Source organism: Fusobacterium perfoetens, from assembly GCF_021531475.1.
Taxonomy (GTDB): domain Bacteria; phylum Fusobacteriota; class Fusobacteriia; order Fusobacteriales; family Fusobacteriaceae; genus Fusobacterium_B.
Window position 1 is genome coordinate 1 of sequence record NZ_JADYTX010000003.1, and the last position, 24,046, is coordinate 24,046.

A 24,046-nucleotide genomic window follows, 5' to 3' on the forward strand; every position below is an offset into this window, starting at 1 on the left:
CATATAAAGTAAAAATATTAAATTAAACAATTTTTATCATAGAAAGTTAAGATTTACAGAAAACTCTTCACACCCTCTAAAAAGAAAAAATGTTACAAACCAGTAATAGTTTGTAACACTCTTTTTTTAATTATATAGGATTTCTACTAAATCTTTTTTATATTTGCTTGCTTTTTCAAGCTCAAGTCTGTTGTCTCTTATCAAGAATTTTCTTGAGTTCCAACCATCAGATAAAAGTCCTGAGAAAGCATCTAAGTTTTGATAGTATAATTCTCCACTAGCAACTAAAGTATCTATAAACTCAAACTTACTTGGAGTATAAAGTCCCTCATTTATTATCTCTTCATAATATCTTTTCCATAGTGGTGCAACAAGTTCTCCACCTGTTGTTTCCATTTTTTTATTGTCATCATATCCAATATAAGCTGTCGTTACATATTCAGGAGTTATTCCAGCATACCAAACACTTAAAGAATCGTTTGTTGTTCCTGTTTTTCCTCCTTGCTCAATATGTCCACCTTTTTTAGTTATAACAGTAGCTCCTTTACTTGTTCCATATTTTACAGAACCTATTAAAAGATTTGTTGTAAGAGCTATATCTTTTGAGTCAAAAACTTTTTGTACAGATGGTGTATTTTTTATTAATGTATTTCCATTACTATCTCTCACTTCTGTAACAACCATAGGTTCAACAACATACCCACCATTTGAGAATATTGCAAAACCTTTTGCTAAATCTTTAGGAGTTACCGATAAAGTTCCCAAAGCTGTACTTAAATTTAAATCAGTTTCCATATTAGCATTTAATTTTTTTAGATTTTCAGATAGTTTTCTTGGAGTAACACTTTTTAAAAGTTTTATAGTAACACTATTAACAGATCTAACAAGTCCGTCAAACAGCGTGATATTATCTCTGTAAGTTACTCCATAATTTTTTGGAGCCCAACCTTGATCATATAAAACCCTTGAATCTTCTATAATTGTATTTTCAGAGTATCCATCTATTATAGCAGAAAGATATACAAATGGCTTGAATGAAGAACCAATCTGTCTTTGTGACATTATAGCTCTATTGAAATTACCCGTTACATAATCTCTACCACCTATGATAGAAGTGATATAACCATTTGAAGAATTTATTGTTATCATAGCACCTTGAAGTTCTTTATTTTTAGCAATGGCTGGATATTCGTTGAAAACTCTCTCAGCTACTTTTTGCATATCGTAGTTTAAAGTAGTATAAACTTCTAATCCACCATTATAGATAACCTCTTCATCAAAATTATCATCTAAATAATCTAAAACTAAATCTGTAAAACTTGGAGCTAAAGATTTATTAACTCTACTTCTTGGATAAACAATTGTTGTATGAGCTAAATCCATTCCCTCTTTAAAATCCTCTTCCAATACAAACTTATGTTCCAAAGCCTCTTCATATTGGTCTTTTGTTATCATATTAAAGTTATACATTTGTTTTAGGACAAGCCTCATTCTTTGAAGAGCGTTATCAAGATGTTTTCTAGGATTATAAAATCCTGGTCTATTAGGTACACCTGCTAGAAGTGCCGCCTCTGGAATATTTATATATCTAATATCTTTTTTGAAAAGAGATTTTGCCGCACTTTTTATTCCGTAATCTCCGTCACCAAAATAGATTTCATTTAAATATTTAACAAATATTTCATCTTTTGTGTATCTTTTCTCTATCTCTATTGTAAGTATCGCCTCTTTTATCTTTCTAGAAATTTTCTTTTCATGACTTAAGAAAGCGTTTCTTGCTAATTGTTGAGTAAATGTACTAGCCCCTTGTCTTCTACTTTGATATTTTATATTTACAACTATAGCTCTTAAAATACCGATTGGGTCAATACCATAGTGACTGTAAAATCTTCTATCTTCGATAGAGATAAAAGCATCTTTAGCACATTGTGGCACTTCATCAAACTTAGCTGGTATTCTTGATTCTTTGTATAAAACATCTATAACCTTTCCATTGATGTCATACACTTTTGTAGGAAGTGATGGAGAGTAAGATTCTATCAAAGTTTCAATATCTGGCAGTTGTTTTTTATAGTGGTTAATCACTAAGAATACACTTAAAATCCCACTAAAAAATAGAAATACAAAAGCTAATAAAATAATTTTAAAAATTTTTTTCATATGACTTCTCCATATTATTTAACAGTTCTTTGTCTTAATTGTCCGCAAGCTCCGTCTATATCAGTTCCTTTTTCTCCTCTGATGATAACATTAACTTTTCTATCATTTTTTAGATAGTTGTAGAATTTTTCGATTTTCTTGTCACTAGGTCTTTCAAAATCATTTTCAACAACTGGGTTATAAGGGATTAAGTTCAAAGCGTGGTCAAATTCGTGAACAAAATCTGCTAAAGTCTCAGCATCACTTTGAGAAACATTAAAGTCTTTTATTAAGATATACTCAAAAGTTATTCTTCTATTTGAAGTTTTTTGATATTCTTGTAATACTGTAAATAGGTCTTCTAAAGGATATTTTTTATTGATTGGCATAAGTTCATCTCTTTTTTCGTTAAATACAGCGTGTAGAGATATAGCTAACTCAACTTGCATTTTTTCCTCTAAAAGTCTTTCTATTCCTGTGATAACTCCAGAAGTTGAAACAGTTATTTTTCTTCTTGAAATATTTAAACCTTTTTCGTCAGAAAGGATTTTTATAGCTTTTATTAAGTTATCAATATTTAAGAAAGGCTCTCCCATTCCCATAAATACAAGATTGTTTACAGATTGTTCTTTATTTCTAAGTCTTCTTTCTATTGTGTAAACTTGGTTTAAAATCTCGTGTACTGTTAGGTTTCTCTCATAACCAGATGCCCCAGTTGCACAGAATTTACATTTTACAGGGCAACCAACTTGAGTAGACACACATACAGTATTTCTATCTTTATGTTTTAATAAAACTGTTTCGATTGTATTTCCATCTTCTAGTTTAAATAAAAACTTTTCAGTTCCGTCTATTTTAGATATTTGATGATTTACTATGTTTAGTAAAGGTATATATGCTTTTTCACTTAAAGTTTCTCTATCTTTTAGAGAGATATTTGTCATATCGTGTATATTTCTTGCAAGTTTTGAATGTAGCCAGTTATATATTTGTTTTCCATAGAATTTTTTCATTCCTAAAGATAATATATAATCTGTCATCTCAGTTTCATTGAGATTTAAAAGTGCCATTTTTGTATTTTCCATTATTCCTCCGTTATTTTATCATTCTTTTAAAAAATTTATAAATCATTAAAATAAATATAATTGACTATCTATTTTATCAGTTTTTTTATAAAATGACAAGCAAATATTATATAATAGTGTTTAATATTTTTATTATCTCATCTTTTGTCAAAGTTCCCTTGATATTTCCTTGTTTTGGACTTCCTCCACCTTTTAAGTTTGGATATTCTTGACTTAATTTTTTTATAATCTCTCCACAATTTAGAGTATTACTTGAAAGCATAATAGAATCCTCTGTTATACCTATAAAAGTTTCCTCTCTTTTAGCAAAAGATTTTCTTACTTCGTTGATTATAGTTTTATTTTCCTCACAGATTATGATTCGTTTATCATTTATTGTAATTGGATTTTCTAAGATCTCATTCAAGAAATATTTAGCATATTTTTGAGTTAGATTTGAATAATCTCTTTTTAAATTTTCATGCTCTCCCATATATCTTTCAACCATATCTATGATTTCATTATCTCTACAGCTAAATTTATGATTTAACTCCCTTATAATTTTATCTTTTTTATTATAGTCAACCAAAGCTCTATCTCCAGCTAAAAGATAGCATCTTGTATATTTTCCTTTGATTCTTTCTGAGAAAACCAATTTTAAAAGACGGATATCCTTTATATTTTTTACATGGAAACCTGCACAAGCACAATTGTCATACTCTGGTATCTCTACTATTCTTACAAGTCCCTCTTTTATCTTATCACTTAATGGTTTTCTAAGATTTATCTCTTTTGCCTCTGGGATAGTTACATTTTTTTCTAAGACTTCAATACCTAATTTTATAACCTCGTTTGTCTTAGCAAGTAACTCCTCTAAAGTCTCAGAAGATATTTTATCGCTATCTAAATCAACTGTTGTGAAATCCTCAGCCATTCTGAATCCAACATTGTTTAAATTAAAATATTTTTTAGCAATCCCTGATAAAAGATGTTCTGCAGTGTGTTGTACAGCTATATCCTCTCTTCTTTTAAAATCTATTGTATAATCATATTCCTCTAGATTAAGCTCTCTATCTATTACTATTTCCTCAGCTAAAACCTCTAAAACTGTAGCTTCTCCTATTGCTCCTCTATCTCCTAACTGTCCGCCCTTACCGTCAGTATAAAATTTTATAGGATTTTCATCTAAATATTCTACAGTTATATTATAATTTTCTTTTTCTTTTCTACAATTAGTAACTTTTAATCTCATTTTTCCCTCCCTGCTAAAAAAACGCTATGATATATTATACAACACTTTAGAGTAATTTTAAAGGCTAATTTTTTCAAAAACCTATTGACAACCTTGTGAAAATATTGTATTATATTACTTGTTATAAGAAAGCCTGGATGGTGGAATTGGTAGACGCGGCGGACTCAAAATCCGCTGGTAGCAATACCTTGCGGGTTCGAGTCCCGCTCTAGGCACCATTTTTAGAAAATTATCTCCTAATATAGGAGATTTTTTTATTTTTTGGATATATCCTTTCTAATTTTTTAAAAATCAGAGGAAATATCGTACTAATGAAGAAAAATAGATAAAATCAATAGGAAACTTTAAAAAGCATTTTTAAATTATGTGATATAACGCTTTCAAAAATAAATCAAAAAGGAGAATCTGCATAATGTAAATTCTCCCAATTTTTAATTAATTTTTTGTACCTATATAGTTGAAAGTTACTAATTTTCAATTATATATTTAATGTTTTTTATTATTCAAAAGCTTTTTCTCTTACTTTTTCCACTTCTTCAGGATATTTTACCATCTCTTCACCAAGTCTTCTATTTCCTGTCTTAGTTACTAAGAAATCTCCCTCATATCTCATTCCACCAAAGCCTATGTATTTTTCAAGCTCATCATAATTTATATATTCTACAAATTTTTCTTCAATTTTCCATTGTTTGATTAGTTCTGGTATAAAATATATTCCCGGCTCAACAGTAAAGATAAAATCTTCCTCTAACTCTCTTCCAAGTCTTAAAGATGCTAAACCGAATTGTTCACTTTTAAATTGTCCATTATAACCAACTATAACTTCTCCGATATTTTCCATATCGTGAACATCTAACCCCATCATATGTCCTAGACCATGTGGCATAAATAAAGCATGAACACCTTTAGAAACTATCTCTTCTACATCACCTTTTAAAATATTTTTTTCCATTAATCCTTTAGTTAATACCTTACAAACTTCTAAATGAACCTCTTTATAAGTTATTCCCGGTTTTATAAGTTCGCTAGCTCTGTCAAACATAGATATTAAAAGGTTATACATCTCTTTTTGTTCAGGAGTAAATTTTCCAGAAACTGGCATTGTAGTAGTCATATCCCCACAATATCCATTTTCAAGTTTTGCTCCAGCATCAATTAATAATAAATCCCCCTCTTTTAAAATATTGTTGTGGTTGTGGTTATGAAGTATTTGCCCATTGATTGTGCAAATAGTATGGAATGATGTGCCACAGTTGTAGCTTTTAGCAACTTTTTCTATCTCAGCCACCACTTCATATTCTTTCATTCCCGGTTTTGCCACTTCCATAGCTTTAAGATGCATCTCTCTTGTAATATTTACAGCTTTTTCTATCTCTTGAACCTCTTCAGGAGTTTTAAAGTTTCTTTGTTCTGCCACAGCATAACCTAAAGCATCTGAAGAATATCTGTTGACTTCACTTGGTTTTATTCCAAACCACTCAGATAGTTTTAAAATATTTTCTGGTAAATATTGATTTATGTAGTGAACTCTTCTACCAGCATTTCTGGCATCTCTTAAATAGTTCCCTAACTCTTCATAAGGGAAAACATTGTCTACTCCAACTAATTTACATTGGTCAGCCAAAGTTATTTGTGGTCCTCCCCAAATTATATCATCTATTGTAAGCTCATTTCCAAAAATTATCTCTTGTTCTTTATCTATATCTATTATTCCCATAAGATTTTCTTTGTTCAAACCAAAGTAATAAAGGAATGTTGAGTCTTGCACAAAAGGAAAAGCATTGTCAAGATAACTTGTTGGAGAAAGGCTATTCCCACAAATCAAAATAACTCCTTTTTCAAATTGATTTTTTAGTGCTAATCTTCTTTTCTCATAAGTTCTTCTTGAAAACATATATATCCCCCTCGTTGTAAAAAAATAGTTTTATATAATTATAATATGTTTTTTTAGAAAAATCAACTTTTTATAACTCCTTTAAAAATTTTATTCATTGATAAATAAAGAAAAACTCATTTTTTTAATAAAAATTATTGACAGTTTTTATAAAATATGATATTATTATTCTTGTCTTGAGGAAGTAGAAAATAAAACCTACTAAACTTAAGAATGCCTGGATGGCGGAACAGGTAGACGCACAGGACTTAAAATCCTGTGGTATCTTGATACCGTGCCGGTTCGATTCCGGCTCTAGGCACCACAGATTACCATACTTTTTAAAAGTATTAACATAGAAAAAACTCCTAATATTTTTAGGAGCTTTTTTATTTTATAAATATTTTTATTTCTAATGGTTTTGTATTTATTAATTCTATGTGATGAATGAGTAATCTAAACATATATTTTAAATCTTCCATATCTCTCTCATCTTTATTTTTTAAAACTTCTTTTAAAATTTCTAAATTTTCTAGTTGTTCATCAGAACTTACTATTTCATCTTTTAAAGTTTTTTCTAAAATTCTTTTTTCAGATTTTATATTATTGATTTTTATTACTAATTCTTGCATTTCTTCGTCTAGTTCTTTTTCAGATATATGCCCTTTTCTAAACATATACCTTATTCTTTCTTGCTCTTTCTCATAACTATCTAAAAAAGTTTCAAGATTTTTTATTTTAACTTTGTAACTACTTTTGCTGACTTCTACACTATTTAATTCTTTTAGTTCTGCCATTTCAAATAGTTCTTTTTCAATCTTAGGCTCTAATCTCATCTTGCTAATAGATTTTCCACAAACATTACATCTATAATCAACTCTACCGTTTTCTTTTGTATGAGCATACATTTTACCACCACAAGGACATCTAACTATCCCAGTAAACATTAATGTTGATTTTCCTGCCGTCTTTTTTCTTCTAACTTCTATTGTAGAATTAGCTTGATTAAATGTTTCCTCATCTATTATAGGCTCGTGGCTACCTTTGAAATATTTGTAATCCTTATTAACTTTAATTTCTCCAGTATTAATATTATTTTCTTTTTTACCATATCTTAAATACCCAAGATAAAATTTATTCTGTAAAATCCATTTTATAGTTGATGGATTTTTACCAAATAACTCTCCAGTTTCTTTTAAGCTCCTACAAGCTATATAATAATCAAATATAGCTCTCACTTCATTAGCTTTCGTTTCATCTATTAATATTATTTTATTATCCTCTTTATCTTTTTTATAACCTAGTGGGAGCTTTCCACCTTGCCATATTCCCTCTTTTGCTCTAGCCCATTTATTAGATTTTACCCTAACCGATATTTGCTTTCTCTCGTACTCTCCAAGACTTGATTGTATCTGAAAGAATAACATTCCAGTAGGAGTATTTGTATTTAATTCAGGCTGTGAGATACTTATAAAATGTATATCATTCTTTTGTAGCTCCAATACGAAATTCAACATCGTTAATGTAATTCTTGATATTCTCGAACTTTCCCACACAACTAAAATATCAAACTCTCTATTTTTTATTTTTTCTTGGAGTTCTAAAAAACCTTTTCTGTCGTCGTTTCCTCCGCTCTCAACATCTTGTATTATATCAATTAAATCATACCCTTGAAGTTGACAGAAGTCCTGACATTTCTTTATTTGAAATTCCAAACTTCTGCCCTCCTCTTGTGTAATTGTTGATACTCTACAATATGCTATTGTTCTATTTTTCTTCGCTGACAATAACATTTTCTCTCTCCTTTTGATTTTGTCTTATCTTATAAATAATATTTACTATCTCAACTTTATTAATCATTGTCAACCCCCTTTTCTAAATCTTTTTTTAGAATAATATTTATAGTTTTTATTGTTCTTTCACTTATTTTATCCAAGTTTTCAGATAATAGTATTATCAGTTTTCTCTTATTTAACGAATCTATATTTTTTAAATCTATTAATATGCTAGAACTATTTAATTTTGTTATTGCCTTATATATTTCTTGCATTTCCTCAGAGATATTATATTCAGTAAATAATCTATTTAATGTGGTCTCTGAAAAATTTCTACGACCTGTTTCTACTCTATATAAGAAGTTTTTAGTTATACCTAATTTATTTGCCATTTCAATTTTGCTATGCTTATGTCTTTTCCTAAGACTTATTAGCAAGTATTTTATATCTACCATAAAACACCTCTACACAATATGTTTTCTTTTTTTATAAATTTTAATATTATTCATTAGTTTATCTTTTTTATTATCAAAAGCTACTTTTTCAACGAAGTTTTTGTATTCCTCAAAAGTTTCAAATTCGCTTGTAACTATTATTTCGTTTTCTATGAATTTTTCGTATTTGCTAAAAAGATTCTTTAAAGTATTAATATCCTTTTCAAGACCATATTTTTTTATTGTAGGCTCCAGTTGTTCTAAATACTTGATAGAATACATCACTATACAAAAGGTACTTAAAAAATCTTTAGGAAGTGTATTCTCCTCAATTTCTGCATTTACTGAATTTTTAGGTCTTTTACAATTCTTAGGCATTCTCTCTGTTGAATCTGCAATAGCTCTATAAGTTGCACTTGCTATTGTATCAACTTTCTTTAAATCACTGCTATTGACTTTGTACCCATAAAAATTTTTTCTTAATTTTTCACATATATTGTATGCTCTTTTTAAAACTAAATTTCTGTAATAGATATTTAAAAACCCCCCCATTTTTATTTCTTCTTCCCAAATATCTATATGGGTTTTAAGGGATTTGTTAATAATTCCAACAGCTGTTTGAAGTTTTATGAAATATCTACTTTCAGAAACTTTAACCATTATAAGATTTTTTGTTTCCTCTTGTTGACTTTTTACCATACCGTTTAACATATTTATATATTCATTTAACCTCTACTCCTTATCTTTAATGCTATAATTCTTTTAGATTTCATAATTTTAAAACTTTTGCTGTTTATTTTATCTATAAACTTTCTTGCACTCTCTAAATCATCAAAAATCTCTAACAACTTTCTGTCTATTCTATCAACTACTGCAAATCTAAACATAGGCTACCTCCTATATTTTAATTATTTTTTTGTAAGTTCTATTTTAAATAACTTTCCTTTTGCTGTTAACCATACTTTTTTATCGAGGTTAATTTTGACTGATTTAAAATTTCCTACTGGAACAATACCAATTCCATTTTTTATAACTGATTTAAAAATTTTATATTTCAAAATACCTCTTCTTTTTTTTAAAGGCAAATATTTGTAATATAATTTACTCTTTCTCATTTCTTCTCCTTTTGAACTAGTCGGAAATACCGACCAGTTCGTTATAAAATTCTTATCATTAATTCAGATACAAATGCTCCAAGTATAAAAGACAAGCATATACAAACTAGAAATAATAAAGGTATTAGATATTTATACATCTTCTCTTATTTCCTTTCTAAAAATTTCTTCACTCCAACATAAAATATTTTTAGAGTTCTTAGAGAATTTTCTTCTTAAAAGGTCCATTTCTTCAAGATTATCTCTAGAAATAGTCGCCCATATATCTAGCCATATTAAATCAAATTTTTCATCAGTGTTGAAATCGCAAATATCTTCGTTTATTATTTGTATTTTTTCATCTTGATAATATTTTCCAACAAGTTCAATTACTTCTTGGCTATTTTCAATTACTGTTATTTTTTTTACTTCTTTTTTATCCTTGATAGCAGTTAGAAACATTCCAAGTCCTAACCCTGCTACAAGTACATTTCCTTTAGCTTTTTTTATTGCTTGTTGATGAGTTGCTACCTCCATTAAGGTATTGGACATCCATATATCTCCATTCTCTTTTAAAACTTTAAATGTTCCTGCTTCAACTACTTGTTCAGGTCTTTTATTTATCTTACAACTAAGATTGTGTAATTCGGCATCAAAAGGGGAAATTATTAATGTTTCTACTGAAAAATCTCCTATTTTTTCATCTTTGATAAAGTCTAAATTTATTTGCATTGCTCTCCCTCCACCCACTCTGCTATATCTTCTAAAAAATAACTTTTATTTCCACATTTTTTACAAAAATGATGCAACAATTCCTTATTTACTATTTTTGTTTTTTGGTCTATTATTTTTCTATTTTTATCTAATGTTAAAATAGAGATAGCTTTTGTTTCTATTTTAGATTTAATTTCTACCCCACAATCTTTACATCTCCACATTTTTATATCTCCTTAAAACTATTTTTATCTTTAATTTCTTTATATAGAAAATTAAGAATATTTCTATCAACAGATTTTTTAAAACTATAACGATTAATAGAGTATTTCATATTATTTATAAACTTTATTTCTTTAAGTAATATTTTTTTAAATAGCTCTATATCATATTTGTCAAAGTTATTAATTATTTCTAGTTGATTAGCTTTAAATTTTTGGTCCGACATACAACTATGTAAAAGAGATATATCAGAACCTATTCTATATCTAACTTGTATTCCGAATCCTTTTCCTCTGTAATCAAACCCATATACTTTAAATATAAGTATATTTCTATCGATTACTTTTCTTAATTTTATTCTTTTCATAAATTACTTTTATTATTCCTCTTTAGATTGTCTAAACACTTTTTCATAAGCTTTGAAAAATTGTTCTTTAGTTATTTTTTTATTCTTTATATTTTCTTTAAATTTTTCTATACTATCTCTTGTAAAATATTCACAAGATGGTTTTTCAAATAGTTTTACACAAGTTATATTTATTTCTTGTTCTTCGTGATCCCAGTGTAAAGAAAAATTTTCTTCTCCACATTCAAATTTTATTACTTCTAATTTTTTTAATTCTTTTTCTAAATTAAAAGGTTTTTCAGGGATATTGAATTTTATCTCGTCCCAAAATAAAAAAGGGTTAATATCTGTTAAATTATATTTTCCGTCTAAATCAAATCTATGTTCTCTATTGTAATTATCAAAAGTTACTTGAATAGGATTTTCATAACAGAACTCAGCCTTTAAAATTTTTCTTAGTTCTTCAGGCTCGTATCCTAAAACATCTGAATAATCTCTACATAATGCAAAAATCATTTTCATTTGGTCGAGGGATAGTCTTTGCACTGGAGTTACCTCCCAATTTGCAACCTTCAGAACTTTGAAAAAGTTATTTACCTTTTCTTGTGTTATTGTGTTTTTATGAGAGGGTACAAGCACCCTAACATTGTTATTTTCTTTATCTATGTCTATTATGTACTGCATTTATACCCTCCATAAAATTATTTGTTTAATCTTTTTTTGATTTCCTTATATTCTTCTTTTGCTAATTCACTAGGTTTTTTATGATATTCTCTTTCGCAATATTCATCTAAATTAACATCTAATATATCTGCACATTCCATTAAATCTTGTAGTTCATTTTTAGAGATTTTATTTTTCGATACTACCAAATGGTCGTGTACTTTTTTTAATACCACAAGGTCAAGATTGCCTATATTTTTTACTCCATAATATTTCATTATTTCTGACATTTTTTGTGAACTTGCTATTTTAGAAATTGCTTTGCAAATATCATCTTTTTCTTTAGATTTTAACTTAGTTTCTATTTCTTCCAGTTGCTCAACAGATAATAACCCAAGTTCATTTAATCTATATTTTTCTTCGTATTCCTCTCTATTTTTATCATCTATCATATTATTGATAGAATCTATAAATTGTCTTTTCTTTGCTCTTAATGTTTCTTCATAAGTTGAAACTTCTGCTCCATCTATTCCAATTCCTAAAAATCCTAATGCTCTACCAACTGCTGATGTCTCACAATTTTCAATATGAGATGTTTTATTAACCATAGACGACTTATTGTCCTTTTCTTCCATAGCCGTTCCCTCTGATTTAATAACTCCATTGCCATCTCTTATTATAGCTTTAGCAACAGCTCTAGTATCTGTAACTTCTATCCAGTTTATTTCTATTCCGTAATCTTTGTACTGCTCTGTATTACGGAAATACTTAATTCTTTCAGCAACTGTTACATATTTTTTTCCCTTGATGTCAACTGTTTTTAGTTCCATTAATTTTCTTCCTCCTCTATCTTTTTAAAATTTTCATTGTGATACCAACCAGTTATTGTTCCGTACTGCATACCACAACTGCAAATATATATTTCTTCCTCTTCTTCATCAGTGTACCAATACCCAGTATTTCGCATTTTTTCTCCACATAAGCTACATTTCATTTTCTAGCTCCTTTTCCAAGCTTTCTATTTCTATTTTATAATCATCAAAGAACTCATTTACAACATCTTGGATAGTTCTTCCATAACTACATTTATTATCATCTAAGTAAATTGAATAACCACTGTCACAGAAGTTTATAAAACTCAAATCTTTTTTATTGAAGATTTTACACAATCTTTTTATTTTCTCGTCGATAGAGTTGTACTCTACAAGCTCATTGATAGAGCTTGTTAGTAAATTAAATTGTCTATCTATTTGCTTTTTAAATTCCATTTTAACTCCTTTCAATATTCTTTAGATATCTTCTAAACCTTTCTATACTAGATACCTTTTCATTTCCTCTGAAATGAATGTTTTCGAATTTTATTCCGTCGTTAAGTATTACATACCAAGATTCTTTGCTTATTTTTCCTTGTTCTTTTAATTTCACAAGCAAGTTATTTATCTCCAACATTTAATGCAACTCCTTTGAAAATATCATCGCATTTTATTTGCTTTTTATCTAAAAAGTTAGCAAAAGCTAAAACTGTAATTTCAGCTTCTAAGTTAGCTTTTTTTATAAATCTTTTTACTGCTTCCGTCTCTTTAACTCCCATTGTTTCCCTCGCCTTTAAAATAATTTTTTTGTTTATATTCTTTCTTAAATTTCTTTTCGAGTTCTTCTACTGAATAATCAGCCCTAAAGTTTCTTCTTGCTTTTCTATCCCATTCTTTTAAGATTTTCCAAAGACGAGGAAAATCATCGTATAGAGTTCTTAAGGATTTTAAACTTTGTAAAGGGCAACACCAACAAGAAATTCTATCAAACTTTCTATATAATCCATTCCAGTCAAAACCTTTACTGTAACAATATCTAAGAGCCATTTCTTCTGTAATACCCCATTCAGCTAGAGGAAATCTTATATTTTTAAAATTTTTATTTTTCTCTAACCTTTCAGGCTCATCTACTGCTATTCCTATGAACTGAACTACATCATTGCTGTACTTTTGTTTTAAATATCTTCTTAAAACATCTTGCTTAAAAACTCTTGTACACCACCTTGATAGAGGTCCTGCCCAATCATATCCTTTTTGACCTTTATTTTTACCTTTCTTTTTCTCGTACTGAAACATCATATATTCATATGAATGTTCAGCTTTTAGAATTGTTATAGGTCTATTTATATAAGCTTGTACTCTTTTTATATGCTCATACATTTCAGGAAACTCAACAGTAGTATCACAAAATATTATTTCATCTATCTGTATATTTTTTTCAATCATTAATAACAACATTGCTGTACTGTCTTTTTCCCCTGAAAAACTTACTATATTTTTCATTGTTCCTCCTTAAAATCTTGATAAGTCCTCTAACAACTTAGAGGATATATTAAGAACTTAATTAACAATTTAAAGATATTAAAAATCCTATAAGCATAATTACTATTGCCAAGCAAGTTATTTTGATTTCAATATCAATCTCTTTTTTTATTTCTTCCATATCTTTTTTATCTGCTTTCTTCATTGTGTCCCTCCTATATAAACATCTTGAAGATTTTTAAAAATCTTTTACCAAAGTATTTTTCTATAAAACTATACAGCTCTTTATTTCCTATTTCATCATCAATGTTTAAATCCTCAACTATCCAATATAGTAGAGTTCCTATAACTAGTAGCCCTACTGTTATTCCTAACCACCATATACAAAATTCATATCCACTCATAATAACCTCCTATCTAATGTGTTGCATATAATATATGTCACGTTCTTCTTGTTCGTAGTTTGAAATGGATTTTCTAAGTTCTTCTTCTCTCCAGTCCCAAAAATCTTCTTCTGTCCACTTTAAAATTTTTTCTCCTAACTTATCAAATGAAGATTCTTGGAAATCAACATCATCACTTAATGTCCACGTTAACCAATTTTTTCCATCTTCCATTTCTGTTTCAAATGAAAAATTTATTCCAAACTCTTTACGCTCTCTGTTGACATAAAAGAAAAATCCGTCGTAATCGTTATCAGTTACTTTTATAACTCCATCGTCTACCATTTTTTGTAAACTTAGTAATGCTAGTTCAAATTTATTTTCCATTATTTTCACCTCTTACTCTTTCTTTAAATCTTTTAAACTCTTTAAAATTTAAAGACTTTTTAAATTTGTTTAGCTTGCTTACTGTCTTAGCTTTATGAGGTTTTATTAAGTTTCTTATAAAAAAACCTCTTAAATAATTTCTATAAATATTGTTACTTTCTTTACCAATATATCTATTGAAATTATCTATTATTTCAAAAACGTGTTTTATAAATTTTTCTTTTTCTCTTACTTTTTTTATCTTTACCATTTTCTACCTCTTTAAAACCAACCATATTCCTTAACTGTTGTGCTGTCTATTAGCTTTCCCTCTAGTGTATAAGTTAATCTGTTTAGCACTCCTTGAATATTAAATGCGTCTTTCTCTGCTAGTTTTCTATCGTCGTAAACTCTTACTTCGTCGCACATCTCATCTACTACTTGCCATTTGTAAACTTTATCTTCCATTTGTTCCCCCTAAACTATTTCAAATTTTTCTTCGCTTTCAAGTATGAAAGTATCTCCTAAGCAATCCACTATTTCAAGTCCTTTACTATGAAGTCTAAATGTGAAGTCATAACCTACTACTGCTTTAAACACTTGTGTCCAATCACTGTTGTCTTTAAATATTCTTGCTCCGTTTTCTAGTAGTTTTTTTAGTTGTCTTGTATTTTTACCATATTTTTTTATCTTCATCGTTTCCCCTTTCTAGCTTTAATCTTTTAATATGTCCCCTAATCTCTTAGGGGCTGTATCAAAAGGTTAAAATCCAAATGCTCTTTCTGTGATTGTTTCTACTGTATCATCTACTGATTTAATGTTTTTCCATATTGTTTCAGCTTCTTCTACTGAGCTTATGTAATCTATTAATTCGGAAGCTCTATCAAATATTTCTTTTGTTTTTACTTTCATTTCTGCTACCCTATATCCGTTCCCTCTAAGGTTTCTAATGAAAGCTGTTTTGCTTTTTGCTTCCTGCTCTATTACTCTGTATTATCCATATTCGTTTTTTGCTAATGCTTTATATACTGCCATTGTCTTTCCTCCTGAAATCAGTTGATATTTGTCAACTTTATTTATAAAAAAAATATAACTTTTTATCTTTGTGAATTTATTATATAACTTTTGTTGATATTTGTCAACTGTTTTTTTGAAAAATATTGATATTTATCAACAAATACATTATTATATATATATAAAATATTAAATAAAAAAGGAGGATATATGGATAAAAAAAATTTTGAAGTTACAGATGAACAAGCATTTGAATTAGGAAAACTTTTAAAAGAAAGACGTGAAGAATTAAATTACAGCACCAATCACATAGAAATACATACTGGAATAGATAAGGCTGATTTATCAAGAATAGAAAATGGCAAAAAAAAGAAAATAAACCCCATATACCTCAAAGAATTAGCAAGAATTTTAAAACTAAATCAAATTGAATTATTTAATAAGATAGGGTATATTGATGATAAATATCTTCCTAAAAATGAAATAGTTGAAACTGATTTTATAACAATTCCTGTTTACAGTAGTGTTTCAGCAGGATTTGGTTGTGAAGTTTGTTCAGAGCCTATTGATTATTTACCATACCCTAAAACTAGCGGAGAGATTATAGCTATTAAAGTTAGTGGAGATAGTATGGAAGATACAATCCCTGACGGAGCTATAATAGTTGTAAAAAAAGATGTTATGGTTGAAGTTGGAGAAATAGGAGTATTCTTAACTAATGGAATAGACTATAAAGAGGGTTTTGTAAAAAGACTTAGACATAAAAATGGAACTTATGTTCTTGAAAGTGATAATAAAAAATACCCAGACATAGAAATAAAAACATCAGATATAGTAGCTTGTGGAAAAGTTATAAAAATAATGAATGATACAAATAAAAAAATAAAAGACCCACTATATGAATATATTGATATGCTTAGCGAGGAACAAAGAAAAATTATAGAGCCTATGCTAAAAGGATTAGTTAATAAAAAATAACTATATAGAAAAGGAGAGGTAATTAATTATGAAAAAAATTTTAGCTGTTTTATGTATCTGCATGAATTGCATTTCTTATGCAAATATTTATTTAAATAAGATATCTAACGATTTAGGATATCCTATTTACTTTTTCAAGACAGATGGCTATGACAAAAACAAAGATTTTGAAAGTTTTTTTAAGGAATGTAAAAAAATAAAAGTAGAAAAAGGGTATAGTGAGGTTAGTTTTGTTATTGAAGGAGAAATAGGAAACTTAGACAGAATAGATATAAGAGGTAACAATTATATTTTAGTAGATAGAGAAAAAGGATTTATAACTAGCTATACAGAAGAAGAGTTTTTAAATAAAAGAATAATTGGAAAGAATAATCAAAGAAATGATATTAAATTAAATTATAATATAAAAGAGGAAAAAATAGCAGGTTTAAGAAAATTAACTTTAAGAATTAAATTAAATAGAGAAGCTAGTCAAGATGAAATGGAAAAAATAGCTAAAGAAATTTATAAATCAGAGTTAAAATACAAAAAAAGTTATAGAATTGAAAGCACAAAAACTAATGTTCGTTACGAAGAATTTATTTTATTTTTTTATTTAAGTAATCAAGATATTTATTCTCAAAGTTTTGGAAAAGTGATATTAGATAAAAAAGGAAAAATTATATAAAATATTTTAAAATTATTATTATGATAATAGGTACCTAAATAGGTGCCTATATTATTTTTCAAAACAGTTGACATTCATCAACTGTTAGTGTATAATATTTATAGAGGTGAAACGAAATGACATTCCAAGATTTAAAAATAGAGTTAATAAAAAGAAAATGTAAATTCATCAAACTTGTCAAGCTAGATGGTAGAAGTTATCAGTATTTACATAGAGAATGTAGCAACAACAATAAAAAAGTAATTGAAACTCTTTTTAAAATTTTAGAGAAACTTTAATTTTTTTGTTTATTAAGTTGACATACATCAACTTGATAAGCGAAAAATGAATGTATTTTAAAAATGATATAGACCTTGTCGTACCTCTCAATGATGTAGCCAATGATAAGGTCGCTTTATAAAAATATAACTTACTTAAAGGAGCAGTAAATGGAAAACAAAAGTGTATTTGAATATAAAGTTACTAAAATAAATGATGGGTATTCAGCTATAACGATTACTCATCAAGATGAAAAAGTATTCGTAAGAGGTATGTTTACAGACATTGAATTAAATATTTTTTCTAGGTCTAATCCTGCTTTAGGGGTTAATGGTTACTGTATTAAAGGATATTGCAAACACTTAGATTTAATGCCTATCGTTGCTGAAAACTGTGTTATTAAGAGCATTGTTAAGAGTTTTGAAGCGTTAAAAGAAAAATATAACAGAAAAAACAAACTAGATGATTTTATAAAAAAGAATATTGCTATAAGAAAATTTAGAAAATTTGAAAAAAACTGTTATTTAGAATATTTTGGAGATGGAAGATGGGGATATGAAATAAGTTTTTTCAAACCTAAAAAAAATAGAGTTTGCATTGATTATGAAAAAGCTGAAAATTTAGTAAAAGTTTTAAATGATGATAAAGTAACTCTATATGATTTTGACTTAGCGATTACTAAACTTGGATTTTCTTATATAGGGTTAATACCTTATTAAAAAATAGCAACGATATTAAATATCATTGCTATAAATCAATATTTATTTTTTAAACAATGAGAGAAAATCAATTATAAGAGTTCCTAAAGAAGTAAATACATTAAATATTATTTTTAGAACATTAAAAATTTTTTTAAAAAAAGAATTATCTTTTAAGAAGTTTTCTCCTTTTTCAGTGAGTTCTAAGGAATAAAAATGTAATTTGCCACCACCTTGGTCAAATTCAATAATATTAACTCCTTGGATAAAATTTTCTTGATAAAGGTATTTAAGAATCTTAACTAATTTTTGATTATCTAAATTTTCGATATTTTCAATAAATAACTTTTCAGTAAATTCTTTAGGATTTTTAGAATTTAGATTTTCTTTTATAAATTTTAAAAGTTCGATGATAATTTTTTTATCATACATTACAAATCACCCCCTTTTATTTTATTTTTTATCTCGCAAATACATTATAAAACTTTAAGGGGTGGTTTTCAAGGAGGGTTAAACCTAATGGCAAGGTAGCTGTTTGCTAAACAGTGAGTAGGCGTAAGCCGTGTGAGTTCAAATCTCATATCCTCCTCCATATGTGAATGTAGCTCAATTAGGGAGAGCATATACCTCGGAAGTATAGGTTGTAAGTTCAAATCTTACCATTCACTTCACTAGAACAACAGAACATTGGAAATCCCATATTATATCTCCGAGTTTAAGGAGTTCTCATTAAAAACTCCTAACATATGAGAATGTGTCTGAGGTAGCAGTGGTGGTGGGATTCTTAGTTGAAACCACTATATCATAAGCAAGTTCGATTCTTGCCGTTCTCTCATAATCTTTCCTAAATATTAAGGCTAAGGGAGTGCCTAAAACTCCCAACTGTCAACCGTTAGTTGACAGTTCAGCATATTACCGACGCCAGCAAAATGGTTAGGTGTGGTTAGCTAATGGTTATGTAAGGGAACGATTATTTTTTTATAAAGTTATTAAATATAATAAATTATAAAAAATAAAGAATAACTCAGGAAACGATTTAGGAACGATTAATTTATTAAATTGAATAATCTGAAAAATATAAAAAAAGGGAGGGGAATCTCCTAATAAAAAAGTCTCAAAAGTTCAGATTATTCTATTGAGTAAATTAAAAATTTTATATTTTAGTTGTACTCATCAAGATTATTTGCACTAGACTTAATAGTCTTGGTGGGTACGAATAAACTATAAAAAAACAGGGGTCTAGTGCAATAGCTCCTGGCAAGGAGGAGTAATGAAAAAAGAGAATTATATATTAATTCAAGGATTTATGGTTACAGACTTAAATTTAAAAGGAAACGAACTTTTAGCGTATGCAATTATCTATGGATTTTCTCAAGAAGAGGGACAAACATTCAGAGGGAGTTTAAGTTATCTTGAGAAATGGCTAAACGCAAGCAAACAAACAGTTATAAACACTCTTAAAAGTTTAGTAGAAAAAGGACTTATTAAGAAAACCGAAAAAGTAATAAACAATATAAAATTTTGTGAATATTCTTGTAATATTGAAGAAATTGATAAGATGTCAAAAAATTTGACTACTAGTCAAAAAGACAATGAAAAAGTAGTCAAAAAATTTGATAAGGGTAGTCAAAAAAATAGACATAATAATATAAATAATAATATAAATAATAAGATAGATGATAATAATATATATACTATGCCTGAAGAAAATTTAATTGATGAAGAACTAGACGTTTCATCAATCGATTTTAAAAATAATTTTTTGGAATATAAAGAATTAGTATCTAAAGCAACAGGTATGGGAATGAATATTGTTGATAATCTTATGGCTAATATAATTCACACTCTTAAATCACAGTATGATATTAAGTTCCTCATTCAGAAAATTAAAGAGAGTGATTTTTTAATGGGGAAATTAGAAACTAAACCAAGTACAGCTAATTTCTCTAAAAAAGTTATGCTAGATAGGATAATGGCTGATGAGTATAAGAATAAAATTAGTTCTAAACCACAAGAAATAAAATCTCCTGCTACAAGAATAATCGGAGATATAAATCCTTGGGAGGTTGAGGACTAATGAATAAAATGGCTCATATGTTAGATAAAATTATTGTTTTAAAACTTGCTACTAATCCTGAAATGATTGAAAAGGACTTTATAACAGAATTATACAAGACAAAAGATGTGTTCAATCCTTGGTATAAAGAGGGTATCACTAAGATATACCAAGCACTAGAAAAAAATATTATAGTCAAGGTTGAAGAGAGTTTTGATGAGAAATATTTATGGGAAGTTTTAAAAGATGAGGAAGTTACAAGAAACTCATATTATTACAGCTCAAAAGATAGTATTCTACAAGATGTCAAAAGGGAATATGTAAAGGCACAAGCTAAATACATAAGCACAAATGATGATACTGAGGATATTATTCAAAAACTTGATAATATGAAAAGCGTATTTGAAAAAACTCAATCAATAAAAGTTGTTGATATAGGAAAAATGGTTAATAAATTCTTTGAGAATATAGACAAGAAATTATTAAACAACAGTGTAAAAACTAGAAATTGGTTGAGATATAACAAAGCTATAAATATGACTGGTGGAGATTTAATTGTGATAGCAGGAAGACCAGGAATGGGAAAAACAGCCTTTGCTTTGAGTTATATGCTAGAACTAGCAAAAAACAAAAGCAAAGGGATATTCTTTTCACTAGAAATGTCAGAGGGACAGTTAATGGAGAGAATAATATCTCAAATGTCCAATGTATTAATGATTAAATTTATGAATAAAGAGGGTTGGGAATCTATCACAAAAGAAGAACATAACAGAATTACAAATGCTTGTGAGGAGATAAAAAAAGAATACTCTCCGTATATTGATATTATCAGTGGAAACTTCTCAACGACCGATATTTACAATGTGGTTGAAGATAAAAAGCCTGATTATATTATGATTGACTATTTGCAAATATTAAAAAGTGCAGATAGAACAGCTGACAGAATAAGAGAGATAACTAACATTTCAATAGAGTTAAAAAGAATAGCAATGAAATTTGACATTCCAGTAATTGCACTATCTCAATTATCAAGAGCAGTAGAGCAAAGAGCTAATAGAAGACCTATGCTATCGGATTTAAGAGAATCAGGTCAAATAGAGCAAGATTCAAGTATTGTATTAATGCTTTATAGAGATGAATACTACAACGAGGGTACAGAGGCTAAAGGAGAAATAGAAGTTGCAATATCTAAAAATAGAAATGGAATGTTAGGAACTATATTATTTAAGTTTCGAAAAGGAGTACAGAGAGTATATGAAAGCTATTAAGGAACTTCTTGAACAAAAGAAAAAACTAGCTAATAAACCTACAATAATTCTACTTGATAGACTTAAGCTAAGAAAATTAAAACGGAGTTTCAGAAAATGAAAAAAATAGTTAGAGTTGATATTTTTAGAGGCATATTTTCTAAAACTCCAGTAGATACAATGTACCAAATAGTTAAAGGAGAGGGTAAAACAATGAATGAATATTGTGCAAATGATAAATGTAGACATAAATATAAATGTCCAATTTATCATTATGTAAATGAAAAAGTAACTAACGAATTCTACTTAAAAAAATACAATCCTGAGGATTGTAAATATAATACGGAGGGAAAAAATGGGAACTAGCAATAGAAGAGATACTTTAAGATGGCTTGTATCAGAGTTAAAAACTAGATTTGGAGTAACGATTAACACTGGAAAATTAAATAGCAATGATGATTGTATAGAAGCTCTTTATAAGATTTACTATGAAGTAGTTAATAAAGAACAACTGAAAAAAATCGAAGAATTAGACAGTAAGATAAAACAGTTGGAAAAAGATTTACACAGTCGTGAATTAGAAATCAATAAGAAAAGCAACAAATTGAAAGATTATCAAAAAGAAAACGAAGAACTAAATAAGAAAAACTCAATCATAACGAAAGATGATTTTATACATAAAAAAGCTATTGAGGAGTTTAAAAAAGAAATAGTTTCCCAAAAGGACACCATAAACAATTTACAAAATAAAATAATAAATCAAAAAGACGAAAAAATTCTTTTGAAAGATGAGATTTTAGAACTTAAAAATAAATTATGCAAATCTGATTGCTTAATAAAAAATTTAAAAGACGATAATAGTAAACTTGAAACTTGTTCAAATAGATTAGAAAAGTCAAAAGAAAAGCTAGAAGATAAAATCCACGAGTTAGAGATGAAACTAGAAAATAAACGTTCTTGGTTTGAGAGAACATTAGAAAAAGTATTTTGGTAGGTGGAGAGTAAATGTTAAATGAAGATTCTAAGAAAATTTTAGTTACTATGTCAGAAATGATATTTTACCAAGAAAAAGAAATTAGCGAGTTAAAGTTTTATAAAGAAAATTTAATAGCTCACCTAAACCAAAAGAAAGAATTGTTAGAAGAGAAAAACAACGAATTAAAAAGACGTGTATTAGAAACAAATTCTCTAAATGAAAAAATAAAAACTCTAGAAGAAGAATTACAACAAAAAGATAATTCCTCTAAACTTAGAAAAGAGTTGAAAGAGAAAGATAATGTAAACAGTCCAAATCACTATAAACTAGAGGGACTGGATATAGAAAGTATTGATGTTATATTTGCAGTTGTTAGAGGTATAAAGAATGGTGTAATAGCTGATTGTGTAGGTAATATTCTTAAATATGTAATGAGAGCTGAGAAGAAAAATGGTTTAGAGGACTATAAGAAAGCTAGAAAATATTTAGATTGGTGTATAGAGGAGAAAGGGAAAGAAAATAAAAATGAGTAGTGATTTAAAAGATTTATTAATATTCACATTATTAGGAATAGGAATATCAATCATAGGGATTGTATTTGAGCATTTAGCTGATAAATTAAGAAAAAAAATAACTAAAAAGGAGAAATAATGGAGAAAAAGCCTAAAAGTTTTCAAGAATTATTAAACTTGCAAGCGTTATTAGATGAAACAATAGATAGACCAAGAGAGAATGGATTTAAACCAAGGCACCGAACATACGAAGATATAAAAATGTCTATAATAGCAGAGGTAATAGAATTCAATGAGGAAACAAAATTCTCACATAAAACTTGGAAAGAAAAAGAATTTAATGAGGAAAATTTAAAAGAAGAATCTATTGATATATTATTTTTCTTTTTACAATTCGTAAACAAAAGTATAAGAGATAACTCTATCTTAGATTTGAGATTTTTTATAAACAACTGGGATACTTTATTCAAAGATAAAAGCAGGATAGATTATTCAGATGGATTGGAGCTTGGAATAATAAGAAATGTATCTCGTGATGATATTTGGAGAGCCTTTGTATACTTAATTGATTTATATAGAGCTTATTCTATAAGTCAAGATGAAGTATATTCTATTTATTACAGAAAATGGCAAAAGAATATGGAGAGAATAAAAAAGGACTGGACTTTAAAAGGAGTTGAAAAATAATGATAGATTATATTATAGGTGGACTTATTATATCAATAGGAATTTATGTTTTTTATAGGCATTGCAAAAAAAATATAAAAATAAAGAGTTTAGAAAAGGAAATATTATGGGGATATCCTAAAACTTGTGAAAATTGTAAATACTTTGAAAAAGATTTTTTACAAGATAACGGAACTTGTGAAGATGGAACTTATAGAGAATGCAACAATCGGTGCGAACTGTTTAAATTTAACAGTATGATATATTACAAAGCTAAAAAACAAGCTAAATTTAGATATGAAGTAAAAAGGGAAAGAAAATAGGGTTAATAGTTTTTAATACACAAGACAGCGAA

General features: G+C 27.8%; 39 protein-coding genes and 4 tRNA genes. 16 read left to right on the forward strand and 27 right to left on the reverse strand.

Annotated elements, in window-relative coordinates:
• Positions 1–126: 126 nt before the first annotated feature.
• The 3 genes from I6E15_RS01055 to I6E15_RS01065 form a co-directional block, all read right to left on the reverse strand.
• Complete coding sequence (locus I6E15_RS01055) at positions 127–2,160, reverse strand: transglycosylase domain-containing protein (protein ID WP_235243527.1); 2,034 nt, start codon at positions 2,158–2,160, stop codon at positions 127–129.
• 14 nt (positions 2,161–2,174) lie between these two features.
• Positions 2,175–3,224 (reverse strand): 23S rRNA (adenine(2503)-C(2))-methyltransferase RlmN, encoded by a 1,050-nt coding sequence (gene rlmN / locus I6E15_RS01060; RefSeq protein ID WP_177162010.1) that lies wholly within the window; start codon positions 3,222–3,224, stop codon positions 2,175–2,177.
• Positions 3,225–3,330: 106 nt separating this feature from the next.
• Positions 3,331–4,455 (reverse strand): alanyl-tRNA editing protein, encoded by a 1,125-nt coding sequence (locus I6E15_RS01065; RefSeq protein WP_235243529.1) that lies wholly within the window; start codon positions 4,453–4,455, stop codon positions 3,331–3,333.
• A gap of 131 nt (positions 4,456–4,586) precedes the next feature.
• On the opposite strand from I6E15_RS01065, the gene I6E15_RS01070 reads away from it, so the two are divergent.
• Positions 4,587–4,673, forward strand: a tRNA-Leu gene (locus tag I6E15_RS01070).
• A gap of 281 nt (positions 4,674–4,954) precedes the next feature.
• On the opposite strand, the gene I6E15_RS01075 is transcribed toward I6E15_RS01070, so the two are convergent.
• A complete protein-coding gene (locus tag I6E15_RS01075; RefSeq protein WP_235243531.1) occupies positions 4,955–6,349 on the reverse strand; it encodes an aminopeptidase P family protein in 1,395 nt (464 codons plus the stop codon).
• A gap of 215 nt (positions 6,350–6,564) precedes the next feature.
• On the opposite strand from I6E15_RS01075, the gene I6E15_RS01080 reads away from it, so the two are divergent.
• Positions 6,565–6,653, forward strand: a tRNA-Leu gene (locus I6E15_RS01080).
• Between the two features lie 64 nt (positions 6,654–6,717).
• On the opposite strand, the gene I6E15_RS01085 is transcribed toward I6E15_RS01080, so the two are convergent.
• The 22 genes from I6E15_RS01085 to I6E15_RS01185 form a co-directional block, all read right to left on the reverse strand.
• Positions 6,718–8,121, reverse strand: coding sequence for a recombinase family protein (locus tag I6E15_RS01085; protein ID WP_235243533.1), 1,404 nt, complete (start codon positions 8,119–8,121; stop codon positions 6,718–6,720).
• A 59-nt stretch (positions 8,122–8,180) separates the two neighbouring features.
• Positions 8,181–8,558 carry a helix-turn-helix domain-containing protein gene (locus tag I6E15_RS01090; RefSeq protein WP_235243535.1) on the reverse strand — a complete coding sequence of 126 codons (378 nt, stop codon included), beginning with the start codon at positions 8,556–8,558 and terminating at the stop codon, positions 8,181–8,183.
• A gap of 9 nt (positions 8,559–8,567) precedes the next feature.
• Complete coding sequence (locus I6E15_RS01095) at positions 8,568–9,248, reverse strand: hypothetical protein (protein WP_235243538.1); 681 nt, start codon at positions 9,246–9,248, stop codon at positions 8,568–8,570.
• Between the two features lie 14 nt (positions 9,249–9,262).
• Positions 9,263–9,424, reverse strand: a complete 162-nt coding sequence (locus I6E15_RS01100) for a hypothetical protein (protein WP_235243540.1) — start codon at positions 9,422–9,424, stop codon at positions 9,263–9,265.
• A gap of 21 nt (positions 9,425–9,445) precedes the next feature.
• A complete protein-coding gene (locus I6E15_RS01105; protein WP_235243542.1) occupies positions 9,446–9,652 on the reverse strand; it encodes a hypothetical protein in 207 nt (68 codons plus the stop codon).
• Positions 9,653–9,784: 132 nt separating this feature from the next.
• A complete protein-coding gene (locus tag I6E15_RS01110; RefSeq protein WP_235243544.1) occupies positions 9,785–10,363 on the reverse strand; it encodes an rRNA adenine N-6-methyltransferase family protein in 579 nt (192 codons plus the stop codon).
• Positions 10,354–10,569, reverse strand: coding sequence for a hypothetical protein (locus tag I6E15_RS01115; RefSeq protein ID WP_235243546.1), 216 nt, complete (start codon positions 10,567–10,569; stop codon positions 10,354–10,356). Before I6E15_RS01115 ends, I6E15_RS01110 begins: the two co-directional genes overlap by 10 nt.
• Before the next feature lie 2 nt (positions 10,570–10,571).
• A complete protein-coding gene (locus tag I6E15_RS01120; RefSeq protein ID WP_235243548.1) occupies positions 10,572–10,934 on the reverse strand; it encodes a hypothetical protein in 363 nt (120 codons plus the stop codon).
• A gap of 12 nt (positions 10,935–10,946) precedes the next feature.
• Positions 10,947–11,597 carry a hypothetical protein gene (locus I6E15_RS01125; RefSeq protein WP_235243549.1) on the reverse strand — a complete coding sequence of 217 codons (651 nt, stop codon included), beginning with the start codon at positions 11,595–11,597 and terminating at the stop codon, positions 10,947–10,949.
• 17 nt (positions 11,598–11,614) lie between these two features.
• A complete protein-coding gene (locus I6E15_RS01130) occupies positions 11,615–12,406 on the reverse strand; it encodes a hypothetical protein (RefSeq protein ID WP_235243551.1) in 792 nt (263 codons plus the stop codon).
• Positions 12,406–12,570 carry a hypothetical protein gene (locus I6E15_RS01135; RefSeq protein ID WP_235243553.1) on the reverse strand — a complete coding sequence of 55 codons (165 nt, stop codon included), beginning with the start codon at positions 12,568–12,570 and terminating at the stop codon, positions 12,406–12,408. The genes I6E15_RS01130 and I6E15_RS01135 overlap by 1 nt, the downstream gene beginning before the upstream one ends.
• Positions 12,560–12,844 carry a hypothetical protein gene (locus tag I6E15_RS01140; protein WP_235243555.1) on the reverse strand — a complete coding sequence of 95 codons (285 nt, stop codon included), beginning with the start codon at positions 12,842–12,844 and terminating at the stop codon, positions 12,560–12,562. Before I6E15_RS01140 ends, I6E15_RS01135 begins: the two co-directional genes overlap by 11 nt.
• A 1-nt stretch (position 12,845) precedes the next feature.
• A complete protein-coding gene (locus I6E15_RS01145; protein WP_235243557.1) occupies positions 12,846–13,025 on the reverse strand; it encodes a hypothetical protein in 180 nt (59 codons plus the stop codon).
• On the reverse strand, positions 13,009–13,167 hold the full coding sequence (locus tag I6E15_RS01150) for a hypothetical protein (protein WP_235243559.1): 159 nt from the start codon (positions 13,165–13,167) through the stop codon (positions 13,009–13,011). Before I6E15_RS01150 ends, I6E15_RS01145 begins: the two co-directional genes overlap by 17 nt.
• The gene (locus I6E15_RS01155) at positions 13,157–13,891 is read right to left on the reverse strand and encodes a phosphoadenosine phosphosulfate reductase family protein (protein WP_235243561.1); all 735 of its coding nucleotides are present in this window, start codon (positions 13,889–13,891) and stop codon (positions 13,157–13,159) included. The genes I6E15_RS01150 and I6E15_RS01155 overlap by 11 nt, the downstream gene beginning before the upstream one ends.
• A gap of 61 nt (positions 13,892–13,952) precedes the next feature.
• Positions 13,953–14,075: a hypothetical protein gene (locus I6E15_RS10135; protein WP_268827896.1), complete on the reverse strand. Its 123-nt coding sequence runs from the start codon at positions 14,073–14,075 to the stop codon at positions 13,953–13,955.
• Positions 14,076–14,085: 10 nt separating this feature from the next.
• Positions 14,086–14,274 (reverse strand): hypothetical protein, encoded by a 189-nt coding sequence (locus I6E15_RS01160; RefSeq protein WP_235243563.1) that lies wholly within the window; start codon positions 14,272–14,274, stop codon positions 14,086–14,088.
• Between the two features lie 9 nt (positions 14,275–14,283).
• Positions 14,284–14,640, reverse strand: coding sequence for a hypothetical protein (locus tag I6E15_RS01165; protein ID WP_235243565.1), 357 nt, complete (start codon positions 14,638–14,640; stop codon positions 14,284–14,286).
• A complete protein-coding gene (locus I6E15_RS01170; RefSeq protein ID WP_235243567.1) occupies positions 14,630–14,890 on the reverse strand; it encodes a hypothetical protein in 261 nt (86 codons plus the stop codon). Before I6E15_RS01170 ends, I6E15_RS01165 begins: the two co-directional genes overlap by 11 nt.
• A gap of 11 nt (positions 14,891–14,901) precedes the next feature.
• On the reverse strand, positions 14,902–15,087 hold the full coding sequence (locus tag I6E15_RS01175) for a hypothetical protein (RefSeq protein WP_235243569.1): 186 nt from the start codon (positions 15,085–15,087) through the stop codon (positions 14,902–14,904).
• Positions 15,088–15,096: 9 nt separating this feature from the next.
• Complete coding sequence (locus I6E15_RS01180) at positions 15,097–15,315, reverse strand: hypothetical protein (protein ID WP_235243571.1); 219 nt, start codon at positions 15,313–15,315, stop codon at positions 15,097–15,099.
• A 66-nt stretch (positions 15,316–15,381) separates the two neighbouring features.
• The gene (locus tag I6E15_RS01185; RefSeq protein ID WP_235243572.1) at positions 15,382–15,531 is read right to left on the reverse strand and encodes a hypothetical protein; all 150 of its coding nucleotides are present in this window, start codon (positions 15,529–15,531) and stop codon (positions 15,382–15,384) included.
• Positions 15,532–15,843: 312 nt separating this feature from the next.
• On the opposite strand from I6E15_RS01185, the gene I6E15_RS01190 reads away from it, so the two are divergent.
• The 4 genes from I6E15_RS01190 (at position 15,844) to I6E15_RS01205 (ending at position 18,255) form a co-directional block, all read left to right on the forward strand.
• The gene (locus tag I6E15_RS01190; RefSeq protein ID WP_235243574.1) at positions 15,844–16,611 is read left to right on the forward strand and encodes a S24 family peptidase; all 768 of its coding nucleotides are present in this window, start codon (positions 15,844–15,846) and stop codon (positions 16,609–16,611) included.
• Positions 16,612–16,639: 28 nt separating this feature from the next.
• A complete protein-coding gene (locus I6E15_RS01195; RefSeq protein ID WP_235243576.1) occupies positions 16,640–17,278 on the forward strand; it encodes a hypothetical protein in 639 nt (212 codons plus the stop codon).
• Between the two features lie 116 nt (positions 17,279–17,394).
• Positions 17,395–17,556: a hypothetical protein gene (locus I6E15_RS01200; RefSeq protein WP_235243577.1), complete on the forward strand. Its 162-nt coding sequence runs from the start codon at positions 17,395–17,397 to the stop codon at positions 17,554–17,556.
• Positions 17,557–17,706: 150 nt separating this feature from the next.
• On the forward strand, positions 17,707–18,255 hold the full coding sequence (locus I6E15_RS01205; RefSeq protein WP_235243579.1) for a hypothetical protein: 549 nt from the start codon (positions 17,707–17,709) through the stop codon (positions 18,253–18,255).
• Positions 18,256–18,297: 42 nt separating this feature from the next.
• Here I6E15_RS01205 and I6E15_RS01210 read toward each other — a convergent pair whose 3' ends face one another.
• Positions 18,298–18,666, reverse strand: coding sequence for a YjcQ family protein (locus I6E15_RS01210; RefSeq protein ID WP_235243580.1), 369 nt, complete (start codon positions 18,664–18,666; stop codon positions 18,298–18,300).
• A gap of 72 nt (positions 18,667–18,738) precedes the next feature.
• Between I6E15_RS01210 and I6E15_RS01215 the strand changes: the two genes are divergently transcribed.
• The 10 genes from I6E15_RS01215 to I6E15_RS01255 all read left to right on the forward strand — a co-directional run bounded on the left by I6E15_RS01215 (position 18,739) and on the right by I6E15_RS01255 (position 24,014).
• A tRNA-Ser gene (locus I6E15_RS01215) sits at positions 18,739–18,826 on the forward strand.
• A 3-nt stretch (positions 18,827–18,829) separates the two neighbouring features.
• Positions 18,830–18,902: transfer RNA gene (locus I6E15_RS01220), tRNA-Pro, on the forward strand.
• A 602-nt stretch (positions 18,903–19,504) separates the two neighbouring features.
• Entirely contained in the window at positions 19,505–20,311 is an 807-nt protein-coding gene (locus I6E15_RS01225) for a helix-turn-helix domain-containing protein (RefSeq protein WP_235243582.1), read from the forward strand.
• On the forward strand, positions 20,311–21,558 hold the full coding sequence (locus tag I6E15_RS01230) for a replicative DNA helicase (RefSeq protein WP_235243584.1): 1,248 nt from the start codon (positions 20,311–20,313) through the stop codon (positions 21,556–21,558). The genes I6E15_RS01225 and I6E15_RS01230 overlap by 1 nt, the downstream gene beginning before the upstream one ends.
• 96 nt (positions 21,559–21,654) lie before the next feature.
• Positions 21,655–21,903: a hypothetical protein gene (locus I6E15_RS01235; protein WP_235243586.1), complete on the forward strand. Its 249-nt coding sequence runs from the start codon at positions 21,655–21,657 to the stop codon at positions 21,901–21,903.
• Positions 21,893–22,531 (forward strand): hypothetical protein, encoded by a 639-nt coding sequence (locus I6E15_RS01240; RefSeq protein ID WP_235243587.1) that lies wholly within the window; start codon positions 21,893–21,895, stop codon positions 22,529–22,531. The genes I6E15_RS01235 and I6E15_RS01240 overlap by 11 nt, the downstream gene beginning before the upstream one ends.
• A gap of 11 nt (positions 22,532–22,542) precedes the next feature.
• Positions 22,543–23,046: a DUF3310 domain-containing protein gene (locus tag I6E15_RS01245; RefSeq protein ID WP_235243589.1), complete on the forward strand. Its 504-nt coding sequence runs from the start codon at positions 22,543–22,545 to the stop codon at positions 23,044–23,046.
• Positions 23,039–23,164: a hypothetical protein gene (locus I6E15_RS10140; RefSeq protein ID WP_268827897.1), complete on the forward strand. Its 126-nt coding sequence runs from the start codon at positions 23,039–23,041 to the stop codon at positions 23,162–23,164. Before I6E15_RS01245 ends, I6E15_RS10140 begins: the two co-directional genes overlap by 8 nt.
• Positions 23,164–23,712 (forward strand): dUTP diphosphatase, encoded by a 549-nt coding sequence (locus I6E15_RS01250; RefSeq protein ID WP_235243591.1) that lies wholly within the window; start codon positions 23,164–23,166, stop codon positions 23,710–23,712. The genes I6E15_RS10140 and I6E15_RS01250 overlap by 1 nt, the downstream gene beginning before the upstream one ends.
• Positions 23,712–24,014, forward strand: a complete 303-nt coding sequence (locus tag I6E15_RS01255; protein WP_235243592.1) for a hypothetical protein — start codon at positions 23,712–23,714, stop codon at positions 24,012–24,014. The genes I6E15_RS01250 and I6E15_RS01255 overlap by 1 nt, the downstream gene beginning before the upstream one ends.
• Positions 24,015–24,046: the final 32 nt, after the last annotated feature.

Coding starts and splice junctions, on each gene's coding strand:
- I6E15_RS01055 (WP_235243527.1), bottom strand. CDS start 2,160: ATGAAAAAAATTTTTAAAATTATTTTATTAGCTTTTGTATTTCTATTT.
- rlmN (WP_177162010.1), bottom strand. CDS start 3,224: ATGGAAAATACAAAAATGGCACTTTTAAATCTCAATGAAACTGAGATG.
- I6E15_RS01065 (WP_235243529.1), bottom strand. CDS start 4,455: ATGAGATTAAAAGTTACTAATTGTAGAAAAGAAAAAGAAAATTATAAT.
- I6E15_RS01075 (WP_235243531.1), bottom strand. CDS start 6,349: ATGTTTTCAAGAAGAACTTATGAGAAAAGAAGATTAGCACTAAAAAAT.
- I6E15_RS01085 (WP_235243533.1), bottom strand. CDS start 8,121: ATGTTATTGTCAGCGAAGAAAAATAGAACAATAGCATATTGTAGAGTA.
- I6E15_RS01090 (WP_235243535.1), bottom strand. CDS start 8,558: ATGGTAGATATAAAATACTTGCTAATAAGTCTTAGGAAAAGACATAAG.
- I6E15_RS01095 (WP_235243538.1), bottom strand. CDS start 9,248: ATGTTAAACGGTATGGTAAAAAGTCAACAAGAGGAAACAAAAAATCTT.
- I6E15_RS01100 (WP_235243540.1), bottom strand. CDS start 9,424: ATGTTTAGATTTGCAGTAGTTGATAGAATAGACAGAAAGTTGTTAGAG.
- I6E15_RS01105 (WP_235243542.1), bottom strand. CDS start 9,652: ATGAGAAAGAGTAAATTATATTACAAATATTTGCCTTTAAAAAAAAGA.
- I6E15_RS01110 (WP_235243544.1), bottom strand. CDS start 10,363: ATGCAAATAAATTTAGACTTTATCAAAGATGAAAAAATAGGAGATTTT.
- I6E15_RS01115 (WP_235243546.1), bottom strand. CDS start 10,569: ATGTGGAGATGTAAAGATTGTGGGGTAGAAATTAAATCTAAAATAGAA.
- I6E15_RS01120 (WP_235243548.1), bottom strand. CDS start 10,934: ATGAAAAGAATAAAATTAAGAAAAGTAATCGATAGAAATATACTTATA.
- I6E15_RS01125 (WP_235243549.1), bottom strand. CDS start 11,597: ATGCAGTACATAATAGACATAGATAAAGAAAATAACAATGTTAGGGTG.
- I6E15_RS01130 (WP_235243551.1), bottom strand. CDS start 12,406: ATGGAACTAAAAACAGTTGACATCAAGGGAAAAAAATATGTAACAGTT.
- I6E15_RS01135 (WP_235243553.1), bottom strand. CDS start 12,570: ATGAAATGTAGCTTATGTGGAGAAAAAATGCGAAATACTGGGTATTGG.
- I6E15_RS01140 (WP_235243555.1), bottom strand. CDS start 12,844: ATGGAATTTAAAAAGCAAATAGATAGACAATTTAATTTACTAACAAGC.
- I6E15_RS01145 (WP_235243557.1), bottom strand. CDS start 13,025: ATGTTGGAGATAAATAACTTGCTTGTGAAATTAAAAGAACAAGGAAAA.
- I6E15_RS01150 (WP_235243559.1), bottom strand. CDS start 13,167: ATGGGAGTTAAAGAGACGGAAGCAGTAAAAAGATTTATAAAAAAAGCT.
- I6E15_RS01155 (WP_235243561.1), bottom strand. CDS start 13,891: ATGAAAAATATAGTAAGTTTTTCAGGGGAAAAAGACAGTACAGCAATG.
- I6E15_RS10135 (WP_268827896.1), bottom strand. CDS start 14,075: ATGAAGAAAGCAGATAAAAAAGATATGGAAGAAATAAAAAAAGAGATT.
- I6E15_RS01160 (WP_235243563.1), bottom strand. CDS start 14,274: ATGAGTGGATATGAATTTTGTATATGGTGGTTAGGAATAACAGTAGGG.
- I6E15_RS01165 (WP_235243565.1), bottom strand. CDS start 14,640: ATGGAAAATAAATTTGAACTAGCATTACTAAGTTTACAAAAAATGGTA.
- I6E15_RS01170 (WP_235243567.1), bottom strand. CDS start 14,890: ATGGTAAAGATAAAAAAAGTAAGAGAAAAAGAAAAATTTATAAAACAC.
- I6E15_RS01175 (WP_235243569.1), bottom strand. CDS start 15,087: ATGGAAGATAAAGTTTACAAATGGCAAGTAGTAGATGAGATGTGCGAC.
- I6E15_RS01180 (WP_235243571.1), bottom strand. CDS start 15,315: ATGAAGATAAAAAAATATGGTAAAAATACAAGACAACTAAAAAAACTA.
- I6E15_RS01185 (WP_235243572.1), bottom strand. CDS start 15,531: ATGAAAGTAAAAACAAAAGAAATATTTGATAGAGCTTCCGAATTAATA.
- I6E15_RS01190 (WP_235243574.1), top strand. CDS start 15,844: ATGGATAAAAAAAATTTTGAAGTTACAGATGAACAAGCATTTGAATTA.
- I6E15_RS01195 (WP_235243576.1), top strand. CDS start 16,640: ATGAAAAAAATTTTAGCTGTTTTATGTATCTGCATGAATTGCATTTCT.
- I6E15_RS01200 (WP_235243577.1), top strand. CDS start 17,395: ATGACATTCCAAGATTTAAAAATAGAGTTAATAAAAAGAAAATGTAAA.
- I6E15_RS01205 (WP_235243579.1), top strand. CDS start 17,707: ATGGAAAACAAAAGTGTATTTGAATATAAAGTTACTAAAATAAATGAT.
- I6E15_RS01210 (WP_235243580.1), bottom strand. CDS start 18,666: ATGTATGATAAAAAAATTATCATCGAACTTTTAAAATTTATAAAAGAA.
- I6E15_RS01225 (WP_235243582.1), top strand. CDS start 19,505: ATGAAAAAAGAGAATTATATATTAATTCAAGGATTTATGGTTACAGAC.
- I6E15_RS01230 (WP_235243584.1), top strand. CDS start 20,311: ATGAATAAAATGGCTCATATGTTAGATAAAATTATTGTTTTAAAACTT.
- I6E15_RS01235 (WP_235243586.1), top strand. CDS start 21,655: ATGAAAAAAATAGTTAGAGTTGATATTTTTAGAGGCATATTTTCTAAA.
- I6E15_RS01240 (WP_235243587.1), top strand. CDS start 21,893: ATGGGAACTAGCAATAGAAGAGATACTTTAAGATGGCTTGTATCAGAG.
- I6E15_RS01245 (WP_235243589.1), top strand. CDS start 22,543: ATGTTAAATGAAGATTCTAAGAAAATTTTAGTTACTATGTCAGAAATG.
- I6E15_RS10140 (WP_268827897.1), top strand. CDS start 23,039: ATGAGTAGTGATTTAAAAGATTTATTAATATTCACATTATTAGGAATA.
- I6E15_RS01250 (WP_235243591.1), top strand. CDS start 23,164: ATGGAGAAAAAGCCTAAAAGTTTTCAAGAATTATTAAACTTGCAAGCG.
- I6E15_RS01255 (WP_235243592.1), top strand. CDS start 23,712: ATGATAGATTATATTATAGGTGGACTTATTATATCAATAGGAATTTAT.